This window comes from Pseudomonas oryzihabitans (assembly GCF_007665395.1).
Lineage (GTDB): Bacteria > Pseudomonadota > Gammaproteobacteria > Pseudomonadales > Pseudomonadaceae > Chryseomonas > Chryseomonas psychrotolerans_C.
In genome coordinates this window covers 128,680-139,685 of sequence record NZ_VDND01000009.1, presented here as the reverse complement: position 1 = coordinate 139,685, position 11,006 = coordinate 128,680, and the positions used below count along the sequence as shown (strand labels likewise).

The window sequence follows — 11,006 nt, the reverse complement described above, 5'->3', positions numbered from 1 at the left end:
GACGCGCGTTGATTGCCTGGGACAGGCGGCGCGGTCATAATGTAGTTCCTTTTTTCAGCTCCTACATAGGGAAGGATTTGTCGTGAGTCAGAAGCCTGAGCAGTGCCTTGAAGAATGGATCGATCGCGAAGCGCTCGCCGAGGCCATGATTCCCCTGATTGGTCAGCTGTACCGGAACAACAATGTTGTGACCTCGATTTACGGTCGCGGTTTGGTCAACCGTTCGGTGATCTCCATCCTCAAGGCCCATCGTTTCGCGCGCCAGATCGACAACGTCGAGCTGTCCGTGCAGGACACCTTCCCGCTGGTGAAGGCCCTGAGCGAGCTGGAACTGGGTGCCGCCTCCATCGACCTGGCCCGCCTGAGCCTGAAGTTAAAGGCCGAGGGTGCCGGTCGCGACCTCAAGGACTTCCTGCGCAGCGAGCTGTCCGCCGTGGTCGGCAAGCAGGGTGTCGAGCAGCGCAAGGGCACCGACGTCGTCCTGTACGGCTTCGGTCGCATCGGTCGCCTGCTGGCCCGCATCCTCATCGAGCACCAGGGTAGCGGCGACGGCCTGCGCCTGCGCGCCATCGTCGTGCGCAAGGGCGCCGACAACGACCTGGTCAAGCGTGCCAGCCTGCTGCGTCGCGACTCCGTGCACGGCTCCTTCGACGGCACCATCACCGTCGACGAGGCCAACAGCACCCTGTGCGCCAACGGTACCCTGATCAAGGTGATCTATTCCAACGATCCCACCACCGTCGACTACACCCAGTACGGCATCCAGGATGCCATCGTGGTCGACAACACCGGCAAGTGGCGCGATGCCGAGGGCCTGGGCCAGCACCTCAAGTGCCAGGGCGTCGCCCGCGTGGTGCTGACCGCACCGGGCAAGGGCAGCCTGAAGAACATCGTGCATGGCATCAACCATGACACCATCACCGCCGAAGACACCATCGTCACCGCGGCGTCCTGCACCACCAACGCCATCGTGCCGATCCTCAAGGCGGTCAACGACAAGTACGGCATCGTCAACGGCCACGTCGAGACGGTGCACTCCTACACCAACGACCAGAACCTGATCGACAACTTCCACAAGGGCGATCGCCGGGGTCGCAGCGCCGCGCTGAACATGGTGATCACCGAGACCGGCGCTGCCAAGGCCGTGGCCAAGGCCCTGCCGGAACTGGCCGGCAAGCTTACTGGCAACGCCATTCGCGTGCCGACGCCCAATGTCTCCATGGCGATCCTCAACCTGAACCTGGAAAACGCCACCAGCAAGGACGAGATCAACGAGTACCTGCGCACCATGGCGCTGCACTCGCCGCTGCACAAGCAGATCGATTTCGTGAACTCGCCGGAAGTGGTGTCCAGCGACTTCGTCGGCTCCCGCCATGCGGGCGTGGTCGATGCCGGCGCCACCATCGTCAGCGACAACCGCGTCGTGCTCTACGTCTGGTACGACAACGAGTTCGGCTACAGCTGCCAGGTCGTCCGGGTGCTGGAAGAAATCGCGGGCGTCAACCCGCCGGCCTTCCCGGCCTGAGTCTTGCGCCCTAGGCAAGGCTGACTTGCGAGAAAAAACGGGAGCCCAGGCGGCTCCCGTTTTCGTTTTGTATGGGTTTTGCTTCACAATAGCCACCCGTGACAAGAGGTCGCAGCCCTGGGCTTGCGTCTCACGTCGGACGGCCTCGCGAGGCTGCCCGGCTCCAGCCGTCGCCTGCGGACGGCTAACCTTCTAAGGAGAAAGCATGGCGGTCTATAGCTACGATGTGGTGGTACTGGGTTCGGGACCGGCAGGCGAGGGCGCGGCGATGAACGCCGCCAAGAATGGTCGGCGGGTGGCGGTGGTGGACAATCGCCAGGTGGTCGGCGGCAACTGCACCCACCTGGGCACCATTCCGTCCAAGGCGCTGCGCCATTCGGTCAAGCAGATCATCCAGTTCAACACCAACGAGATGTTCCGCTCCATCGGCGAGCCGCGCTGGTTCTCCTTTCCCGACGTGCTGCGCAGCGCCGAGCGGGTGATCGCCCGCCAGGTGTCCTCGCGCACCAGCTACTACGCGCGCAACCGGGTCGACCTGTTCTTCGGCACCGCCAGCTTCGCCGACGAGAACACCATCGAGATCGTCAACCTGCGCGGCGACCTGGAGCGCCTGGTGGCCAAGCAGGTCATCATCGCCACCGGCTCGCGGCCCTATCGCCCCATGGACGTGGACTTCAGCCATCCGCGCATCTACGACAGCGACACCATCCTCTCGCTGACCCACACCCCGCGCCGGCTGATCATCTACGGCGCCGGGGTGATCGGCAGCGAATACGCCTCCATCTTCAGTGGTCTCGGCGTGCTGGTCGACCTGATCGACAACCGCGACCAGTTGCTCAGCTTCCTCGACGACGAGATCTCCGACGCCCTGAGCTATCACCTGCAGAACAACAACGTGCTCATTCGCCACAACGAAGAGTACGAGCGTATCGAAGGCCAGGAACACGGCGTGGTGCTGCACCTGAAATCCGGCAAGAAGCTGCGCGCCGATGCCCTGCTCTGGTGTAACGGCCGGACTGGCAACACCGATCACCTGGGGCTGCCGAACGTGGGCATCTCGGTGAACAGCCGTGGTCAGGTCAGCGTCGACGAGAACTACCGGACCTCGGTGGGCAACATCTACGCCGCGGGCGACGTCATCGGCTGGCCGAGCCTGGCCAGCGCCGCCTACGACCAGGGCCGTTCGGCCTCGGACAACATCCTGCACGACAACAACGGCCGGGTGGTCAACGACATCCCCACGGGCATCTACACCATTCCGGAGATCAGTTCGCTGGGCAAGACCGAGCGCGAGCTGACCCAGGAAAAGGTGCCCTACGAGGTGGGTAAGGCGTTCTTCAAGAGCATGGCGCGGGCGCAGATCTCCGGCGAACCGGTGGGCATGCTGAAGATCCTCTTCCACCGCGAGACGCTGCAGGTGCTCGGCGTGCACTGCTTCGGCGACCAGGCGTCGGAGATCCTGCACATCGGCCAGGCGATCATGAATCAGCAGGGCGAGGCGAACAGCATCCGCTATTTCGTCAATACCACCTTCAACTACCCGACCATGGCCGAGGCCTATCGGGTAGCCGCCTTCGATGGCTTGAATCGGTTGTTCTGAGTCGGCTCACATCGCGGCCATGGGCCGCTCCTACAGGATCCGTAGGAGCGGCCCATGGCCGCGATCATCTGTGATCAAGACAGCCTATGAGCGACCGCGTCGGCGGACCGCTATGGCCGCGATGATAGGTCGGTTGGGTTGAGCGCAGCGAAGCCCAACAGTGCCCAGGCCCGAGTCGAGTGTTGGGCTTCGACGATGAAGCCGTCTCAACCCAACCTACGAGCTGCCTGGACTAACGGTGCTGCTGGACTAGCCCTCTCTCCCCATGGGAGAGGGTTGGGGTGAGGGTGCTCCCCGTAGCGAACTTCCAGTGGAAAAGGCTGCGCCGTTTTCCACGCTACGGTTCTGGATCTGGTCACCTCGCGGCCATGGCGATCCGCCGATGCGGCCGCTCCTACGGTTACATCGAGCCTGTAGGAGCGGCCCATGGCCGCGATAGCCGGTAAGTTGGGCTTTCGTAGGTTGGGTTGAGCGCAGCGAAGCCCAACACTTACCGGGCTTCGAGCCGAGCCAGCTGCTACCCCAACGTCCGCCGCGCCAGACTCGGGAAATCGGTGATCAGGCTGTCCGCGCCGAAATCGGCCAGGCGGCGCATCAGGCTGGCGTCGTTCACCGTCCACACCGAGACGTGCAGACCCTGGCGCTGGGCCTTGAGCAGGCGCTCCGGGGTGCACAGCGTCCAGTTCAGCGCCAGCAGGTGGCAGCCGTAGTGGGCCGCGACCTTGAGCGGATCCAGCCAGGCGTATTCCGCCACCAGGCCGCGCGCCAGGTGTGGCGTATCGCGCTGCAAGGCGCGCAGGACCTCGCGCGAGGCGCTGGTCACGGTGATCCTGTCCTGCAGGCCGAATTCCCCGACCAGCTGGGCGATGGCCCTGACGGTCTGCGCCGCCCGCACCCGCGAGGTACTCTTCACTTCCAGTTGCCAGTGTTCGAAGGCGCACTTCTCGAACAGCTCGCGCAGGGTCGGGATGGGGCTGGGGCGGGGCCAGACCGGTCCGCCCTGGCGGGCATCCAGCGCCACCAGGTCGGCGACCAGCTTCTCGCTGACCTTGCCACCCCGGCCGGTGGTGCGCTTCAGGGTCGGGTCGTGGATCACCACCAGCTCGCCGTCGCGGGAGAGGTGCAGGTCCAGCTCGCAGCGCCGGACGCCCAGCTCCAGGCACAGCTCGAAGCCAGCCAGGGTGTTTTCCGGGGCTTCGCCGCGGGCACCGCGGTGTCCATAAATGAGGGTCATGAGCGCTCCTAGGGTGACGGGGCCGGGCGGTGCGGTTCGCGGACCGCATCCAGCACCCGGTCGTTTTCGAAATAGACACTGAACTCGCGATAGTCCCAGCGGCGAATGGGCGGGCGGCCGACGGGCGCGTGCTCCTGGTCGGGCAGGCCGAAGCGCTCCAGCACCTGGCTACGGCTGTCGCCGCGTGCCGGCAGCAGGGTGCCGGGATCGCCCTGCTGGCCGAGCGGGATCTGCAGGGTCTCGGCGCCGCCGGGAAGGGCGGCGCCCAGCAGCAGGAGCGCCAGCCAGGGGCGTTTCACGCCTCGTCTCCGCGGTCGGCGCGGCGGACCCGGGCCTGCTGGCGCAGGACATGGCGTGCCAGCAGCTGGCGCTGGGCATCTTCCAGCGCGATGAAGCTGGTGCCGATCTCGTAACCGCCGGCGACCGTCTGGCAACCGGTCACCTCGGCCAGCACCTGCAGGCCCAGGCCCTGGGGCGGCAGAGCCATGCGCAGGTCGAGCCGGGTGCCCAGGGCATAGGGCTCGGCGTCGACGAAGGCCAGGCCGCCCTCGGACAGCACCACGTCGCGGGTGGCGCCGCTGTCATGCAGGAGGTTCCAGGTGAAGGCCTGGCCGAGCAGGTCGAGGCGCTTGTGCACCAGCCGCAGGCAGGCGGTGACGGCGCGGTCGCGCTCGTCCAGGTTGCGCAGCAGGTGACGGGATTCGAATTCCAGCTGATGCAGTTCGCTCAGGAGTGCGAACAGCGGCGCGGTCTCGCCGGGGACCCCGTCGGCAGGGCTGATTTGCAGTGCGATACGGTCGGTGATGCGATAGTATTCCCGCCGTTCACGCGCGTCTGGGGTGGTCATGTCGGGCCGCTCCGTGGGTGATGGCCCCGAGTGTAGCCGGCGAGCCGGCACGGTGTCGCCGTCCAACCCGCCGGGCGCCTACGTCTTTCCGCCGTGCAAGCGAGCCTATGTTCAGACCCCTGCCGATCTACCTTGGCCTGCGTTACGTCCGCGCCAAGCGCCGCAATCATTTCGTCTCCTTCATCTCGCTCACCTCCATGATCGGCCTGGCCCTCGGCGTCGTCGTCATGATCGTGGTGCTGTCGGTCATGAACGGCTTCGATCGCGAGATGCGCGACCGCGTCCTCGGCATGATTCCCCATGCGACGGTGGAGTCCTACCAGCCCGTGCTCGACTGGCGCAGCGTGCGCGAGCGGGCGCTGCAGAACGGCCAGGTGGCCGCGGTGGCGCCCTTCACCCAGTTGCAGGGCATGCTGGCCAATGGCAAGGCGGTGCAGACGGTGCTGCTCAACGCCATCGACCCGGCCGAGGAACCCAAGGTCTCGATCATCGCCAGCTTCATGCGCCAGGGTCGGCTCGACGACCTCAAGCCGGGCGAGTTCGGCATCGTCATCGGCTCGCTGGCCGCCGAGAAGCTGGGCGTCAAGGTCGGCGACAAGGTCACCTACATCGCCCCCGAAGTGGCGGTGACCCCGGCCGGCATGTTCCCGCGCATGAAGAGATTCACCGTGGTGGGCATCTTCAGCGTTGGCGCCGGCGAGCTGGACGGCTCGGTGGGCCTGATCGACATCGAGGACGCCGCGCGGCTGCAACGCTGGCCGGCGCAGGCGGTACAGGGCGTGCGCCTGAAGCTGCACGACCTGTTCCAGGCTCCCGACGTCTCCTGGAACATCGCCCGCCAACTGCCTGGCAACGACTGGTACGCCCGCGACTGGACCCGCACCCACGGCAATCTCTACCAGGCCATCGGCATGGAAAAGACCATGATCGGCCTGCTGCTGCTGCTGATCGTCGCCGTCGCTGCCTTCAACATCGTCTCCACCCTGGTGATGGTGGTGACCGACAAGAAGTCCGACATCGCCATCCTGCGCACCCTGGGCGCCACACCGCGGCAGATCATGGCGGTGTTCATGGTCCAGGGGACCTTCATCGGCGTCATCGGCACCGCCATCGGCTGCGTGCTGGGCGTGCTCGCCGCGCTCAACGTCAGCGCCGCCCTGGCCTGGGTGCAGCAGGTGACCGGCCACCAGTTCCTCAATGCCGAGGTGTATTTCATCGACTACCTGCCGGCGCAGCTGCAGCTGCACGACGTCCTGCTGGTCTGTGGCGCGTCCTTCGCCCTGAGCTTCCTGGCCACGCTCTATCCCTCCTGGAGCGCCGCCCGTACCCAACCCGCCGAGGCCCTGCGTTATGAATGATCGAGCCGTTTTGCGTTGCCAGGACCTGGGCAAGCGCTACGAGGAAGGCCCCCAGACCGTCGAGGTGCTGAGCAACGTCCAGCTGACCCTGCAGCCGGGCGAGCGGGTCTCCATCGTCGGCAGCTCGGGGTCGGGCAAGACCACGCTGCTGAACCTCCTGGGCGGCCTGGATACCCCCAGCAGCGGTAGTGTCTGGCTCGACGGCGAAGAGCTGTCGGCGCTCAACGAGAAGGCCCGTGGCCTCCTGCGCAACCGCGCCATGGGCTTCGTCTACCAGTTCCACCACCTGCTGCCCGAATTCAGCGCCCTGGAAAACGTCTGCATGCCGCTGCTGATCGGCAAGGCGTCCATCGGCGAGGCCCGCGAGCGCGCCGCCAAGCTGCTGGAGCGGGTCGGTCTCGGTCACCGCCTGGGCCACAAACCGGCCGAGCTGTCCGGCGGTGAGCGCCAGCGCGTGGCCATCGCCCGCGCGCTGGTCAACCAGCCCAAGCTGGTACTGCTCGACGAACCCACCGGTAACCTCGACCAGCACACCGCCCACGGTATCCAGGACCTGATGCTGGAGCTGTCCACCTCGCTGCGCACGGCCTTCCTGGTGGTGACCCACGACCAGGTGCTGGCGGGCCAGATGGACCGGATGCTGCGCCTGGACGAGGGCCATCTGGTCGACGCCACGCCGGCCCGGCAGGTCTGAGGTCGTCATGTTCAGACCGCTTTCGCTGTTCGTCGGCCTCAGATACACCCGCGCCAAGCGGCGCAGGTCGTTCATCTCCTTCTTCTCGCTGGTCTCCATGTTCGGCCTGGCGCTGGGCGTGCTGGCCATGATCCTGGTGCTGTCGGTGATGAACGGCTTCCAGGAAGAAATGCGCGGCCGCATCCTCGGCATGGTGCCCCATGCCTTCATCAGCGCGGCTCAGCCGCTGGACGACTGGCGTCCGCTGGCGGCCAAGGCCGAGCAGCAGCCCCATGTGCTGGCGGCGGTGCCCTACACCCAGTTGCAGGGCATGCTCTCGGTACGGGGCCGCATGCAGCCGCTGCTGGTGGACGGCATAGATCCGAGCCAGGAGAAACGCGTCTCCATCGTCGGCGAGCGCATGACCCAGGGCAGCCTGGATGCCCTCAAGCCGGGCGAATTCGGCATCGTGCTGGGCGAGATCGCCGCCCGCCGCTTCCAGCTCGAGGTGGGCAGCCAGGTCACGGTGATCATCCCCGAGGTCGGCGCCACCGGCAGCATCACCCCGCGCCTGCGGCGCTTCACCGTGGTCGGCACCTTCAAGGTCGGCGCCGAGCTGGATGCCTCGCTGGCTCTGGTCAACGTGGCCGACGCCGCGCCGCTCAAGGGCTGGCAGCCGGGTCAGGTGGAAAGCATCCGCCTGGCGCTGGACGACCTGTTCCAGGCGCCGCGCATCTCCCGTGACGTGGCCAAGGCCCTGGGCGACGGCTACCAGGCGCGTGACTGGACCAGCACCCAGGGCAGCCTGTTCCAGGCCATGCAGATGGAGAAGACCATGATCGGCCTGCTGCTGCTGCTTATCGTGGCGGTGGCCGCCTTCAACATCATCGCCACCCTGATCATGGTGGTGGCCGACAAGAAGGCCGACATCGCCATCCTGCGCACCCTGGGCGCCACGCCCGGGCAGATCATGGCGGTGTTCATGGTCCAGGGCACGGTGATCGGTCTGGTCGGGACCCTCATCGGCGGCATCCTGGGGGTCCTCGCGGCGCTCAACGTCAGCCAGTGGATCGCGGCGCTGGAACGGCTGCTGGGCCACAAGCTGTTCGGCGGCGACATGTACTTCATCAGCAACCTGCCGTCACGGCTGGAGCTGGAGGACGTGGTGCTGATCGCCGTGGCAGCCCTGAGCATGAGCTTCCTGGCGACCCTCTATCCCGCCTGGCGCGCCTCGCGCACCTCGCCGGCCGAAGCCCTGCGCTACGACTGATCCCCGCGCCGGGCCAGGTGGCTGTGCGCCCCTGGCCCTGCGGCCCGCGAACTGGTCTAATCCGCGCATCTGAAGCCTTGCTGGTTCTCCACGGATGGAGTCCTGATGCGCGCCGCTCTGCTCGCGTTCGCCCTGGGTGTGCTGGTCCTGCGTGCCTTGCCGGCGCTGCCTTCGCTCGCCTGGCTGGCCGCCCTCGCCGCGGTAGCCGCCGTGCTGCTGGGGACGCGGCTGTTCGTCCTGGGCGCCTTCGGTCTCGGGCTGGCCTGGGCGGTGTTCAATGCCCAGGGCGCCCTGGACGATCGCCTGGATCCGGCACTCGAGCAGCGGGTGCTGTGGATCGAAGGCCAGGTGAGTGGCCTGCCGGCGGTGGGGGACGACTCGGTCGGCTTCGTGCTGAGTCAGCCGACCAGCCGGCGCGAACTGCGCCTACCCGCCCGGATACGCCTGAACTGGTACGGCGGCCCCCGGCCCCTGGCCGGCGAGCGCTGGCGACTGGCCGTGGAGCTGCGCCGGCCGGCGGGCGTGGCCAATGCCCTGGGGCAGGATCGCGAAGCCTGGCTGCTGGCCCAGGGCATAGGCGCCACCGGTAGCGTCAAGGATGGCCAGCGACTGGCCGCCGCCGCTGGCCTGGCGACCTGGCGCGACGGTATCCGCCAGTACCTGCAGGTCCGCGATCCGGCCGGGCAGGGCGGGCTGCTCGCGGCCCTGGTGGTAGGGGATGCCTCGGGGATCACCGATTCCCAGTGGCAGCTGTTCCAGGATACCGGCACCGTGCACCTGATGGTGATTTCCGGTCAGCACATCGGCCTGATCGCCCTCGGTGTCTATGCCGGGGTGGTCAGTCTGGCGCGCCGTGGCTACTGGCCGCGGCGGCTACCCTGGCGGCTGTCCGCGGCGGGGCTGACCATCGCCACCGCCCTGGGCTACGGCCTGCTGGCCGGCTTCGAGGTGCCGGTCCAGCGGGCCTGCGTCATGGTCACCCTGGGGCTGCTCTGGCAACTCGGCCGCCAGCAGGTACGCCTCGGCGACGCACTGCTGGCGGCCCTGGTGCTGGTGCTGGCGGCCAATCCGCTGGTGGTACTCCTGCCAGGCTTCTGGCTGTCCTTCGGTGCCGTGCTGGTATTGCTGTGGAGCTTCGCCGGGCGCCTGGGACGCCTGCCCGGGTGGATCAGTCTGGGACGCGCCCAGGGGTGCATGACCCTCGGCCTGGCGCCCCTGCTGCTGGCGCTGGGCTTGCCGCTCAGCCTGAGCGGCCCGCTGGCCAATGCGGTCGCCGTACCCCTGATGGATATCTTCATCGTGCCCCTGGCGCTGGTGGGGACGGCGCTGTCTCTGCTGTGGTCGCCGTTGGGCGATCCCGCGCTGCTGCTGGCGGGCGGTCTCCTGCACAGCCTGCTCTGGCTGCTGGAGTGGCTGGCGCGCCTGGCCACGGCCTGGCAGCCGGCGCTCGCTCCCGCCTGGGCACTCGGGCTGGCGGGCCTCGGTGCCTTGCTCGCCCTGTTGCCGGCGGGCGTGCCGCTGCGCGGCTTCGGCATGCTGCTCATGCTGCCGGCGCTGTTTCCGCTGATCCCGTTGCCTGCGCCTGGCCAGGCGCGGATCACCGTGCTGGATGTGGGGCAGGGCCTGGCGGTGCTGGTGCGCACCCGGGATCACGCCTTGCTCTACGACGCCGGGCCACGGCTGGGCAGCTATGACAGCGGGGCCCGCGTGGTCCTGCCCAATCTGCGCGGCGCTGGCCTGGCAACTTTGGACGTGCTGCTGCTCAGCCATGCGGATGCCGACCATGCCGGCGGTGCGCCGGCCGTGGCCCAGGGCTTGCCCCCAGGTCGGGTGCTCAGCGGCGAGGCCGGGCGTCTCGAGCCGCGGTTGCAGGCGCGGGACTGCGAGGACGGCGCCAGCTGGGTGTGGAACAAGGTCAGCTTCACCACCTGGTGGCGCGCCAGCGCGGACGCCAATGCCGCCTCCTGCGTGCTGAGGGTCGAGGCCCGGGGCGAGCGCCTGCTGCTGACCGGCGACATCGACGAACGCCGCGAAAGCGAGCTGGTGGCCAGCGGCCTGCCGCTCGCCGCGGAATGGCTCGGCGCCCCGCACCATGGCAGTCGCAGCGGCTCCAGTGCGGCCTTCATCGCCGCCGTGGCACCCCGCGGCGTGCTGATCTCGCGTGGCCGCCACAACCGCTACGGCCATCCCCATCCGCAGGTGCTGCAACGCTATCGCGAGCGCGGCGTGCTGGCCTATGACACCGCCGAGCTTGGCGCCCTGACGTGGACTCTCGGGCGCTGGGAGGTACCGCGTGGTCAACGCCAGGCGCGTCACTGGTGGCGGACGCCCCCGGCGACACCCTGAGCGCCTGGTCAACGGCTGCTGCGCGGCGGCCAGACGGCGGTGCAACACCCCTGGGTCGCTGGGCGGCCCGGTCGGAATGCCCATTTACCTTTCGTAAACCCGCCCGCGGGTCCGCTCCGCTTCCTCTGGTCTTTCGTCTTCTCCAGCTCACGA

9 protein-coding genes are annotated in these 11,006 nt (G+C 67.7%); 6 read left to right on the top strand and 3 right to left on the bottom strand.

Annotated elements, in window-relative coordinates; genetic code table 11:
* Positions 1–82: 82 nt before the first annotated feature.
* Both FSV73_RS18470 and sthA read left to right on the top strand, forming a co-directional pair.
* Positions 83–1,525, top strand: a complete 1,443-nt coding sequence (locus FSV73_RS18470) for a glyceraldehyde-3-phosphate dehydrogenase (protein ID WP_145009536.1) — start codon at positions 83–85, stop codon at positions 1,523–1,525.
* A gap of 205 nt (positions 1,526–1,730) precedes the next feature.
* Positions 1,731–3,125 (top strand): Si-specific NAD(P)(+) transhydrogenase, encoded by a 1,395-nt coding sequence (gene sthA / locus FSV73_RS18465; RefSeq protein ID WP_145009533.1) that lies wholly within the window; start codon positions 1,731–1,733, stop codon positions 3,123–3,125.
* A gap of 517 nt (positions 3,126–3,642) precedes the next feature.
* Here the strand turns inward: sthA and FSV73_RS18460 are convergent.
* Genes FSV73_RS18460 through FSV73_RS18450 form a run of 3 tightly spaced genes read right to left on the bottom strand, consistent with a single transcriptional unit; the run spans position 3,643 to position 5,206 of the window.
* The gene (locus FSV73_RS18460; RefSeq protein WP_145009530.1) at positions 3,643–4,359 is read right to left on the bottom strand and encodes a glycerophosphodiester phosphodiesterase; all 717 of its coding nucleotides are present in this window, start codon (positions 4,357–4,359) and stop codon (positions 3,643–3,645) included.
* A gap of 8 nt (positions 4,360–4,367) precedes the next feature.
* Entirely contained in the window at positions 4,368–4,658 is a 291-nt protein-coding gene (locus FSV73_RS18455) for an outer membrane protein assembly factor BamE (RefSeq protein ID WP_145009527.1), read from the bottom strand.
* Positions 4,655–5,206 (bottom strand): PilZ domain-containing protein, encoded by a 552-nt coding sequence (locus FSV73_RS18450; RefSeq protein WP_145009524.1) that lies wholly within the window; start codon positions 5,204–5,206, stop codon positions 4,655–4,657. Before FSV73_RS18450 ends, FSV73_RS18455 begins: the two co-directional genes overlap by 4 nt.
* A gap of 107 nt (positions 5,207–5,313) precedes the next feature.
* Here FSV73_RS18450 and FSV73_RS18445 point away from each other — a divergent pair, with 107 nt between their 5' ends.
* From FSV73_RS18445 to FSV73_RS18430, 4 genes are all read left to right on the top strand, one after another.
* Complete coding sequence (locus FSV73_RS18445) at positions 5,314–6,564, top strand: lipoprotein-releasing ABC transporter permease subunit (RefSeq protein ID WP_145009521.1); 1,251 nt, start codon at positions 5,314–5,316, stop codon at positions 6,562–6,564.
* Positions 6,557–7,258 carry a lipoprotein-releasing ABC transporter ATP-binding protein LolD gene (gene lolD, locus FSV73_RS18440; RefSeq protein ID WP_026083696.1) on the top strand — a complete coding sequence of 234 codons (702 nt, stop codon included), beginning with the start codon at positions 6,557–6,559 and terminating at the stop codon, positions 7,256–7,258. The genes FSV73_RS18445 and lolD overlap by 8 nt, the downstream gene beginning before the upstream one ends.
* 7 nt (positions 7,259–7,265) lie before the next feature.
* Positions 7,266–8,507, top strand: coding sequence for a lipoprotein-releasing ABC transporter permease subunit (locus tag FSV73_RS18435; protein ID WP_145009518.1), 1,242 nt, complete (start codon positions 7,266–7,268; stop codon positions 8,505–8,507).
* A 105-nt stretch (positions 8,508–8,612) separates the two neighbouring features.
* Positions 8,613–10,853 (top strand): DNA internalization-related competence protein ComEC/Rec2, encoded by a 2,241-nt coding sequence (locus tag FSV73_RS18430; RefSeq protein ID WP_145009515.1) that lies wholly within the window; start codon positions 8,613–8,615, stop codon positions 10,851–10,853.
* Positions 10,854–11,006 lie beyond the last annotated feature (153 nt).

Bases quoted from the DNA above. Each gene is read 5' to 3' on its own strand.
- sthA (WP_145009533.1), top strand. From the start codon at position 1,731: ATGGCGGTCTATAGCTACGATGTGGTGGTACTGGGTTCGGGACCGGCA.
- FSV73_RS18460 (WP_145009530.1), bottom strand. From the start codon at position 4,359: ATGACCCTCATTTATGGACACCGCGGTGCCCGCGGCGAAGCCCCGGAA.
- FSV73_RS18450 (WP_145009524.1), bottom strand. From the start codon at position 5,206: ATGACCACCCCAGACGCGCGTGAACGGCGGGAATACTATCGCATCACC.
- FSV73_RS18445 (WP_145009521.1), top strand. From the start codon at position 5,314: ATGTTCAGACCCCTGCCGATCTACCTTGGCCTGCGTTACGTCCGCGCC.
- lolD (WP_026083696.1), top strand. From the start codon at position 6,557: ATGAATGATCGAGCCGTTTTGCGTTGCCAGGACCTGGGCAAGCGCTAC.
- FSV73_RS18435 (WP_145009518.1), top strand. From the start codon at position 7,266: ATGTTCAGACCGCTTTCGCTGTTCGTCGGCCTCAGATACACCCGCGCC.
- FSV73_RS18430 (WP_145009515.1), top strand. From the start codon at position 8,613: ATGCGCGCCGCTCTGCTCGCGTTCGCCCTGGGTGTGCTGGTCCTGCGT.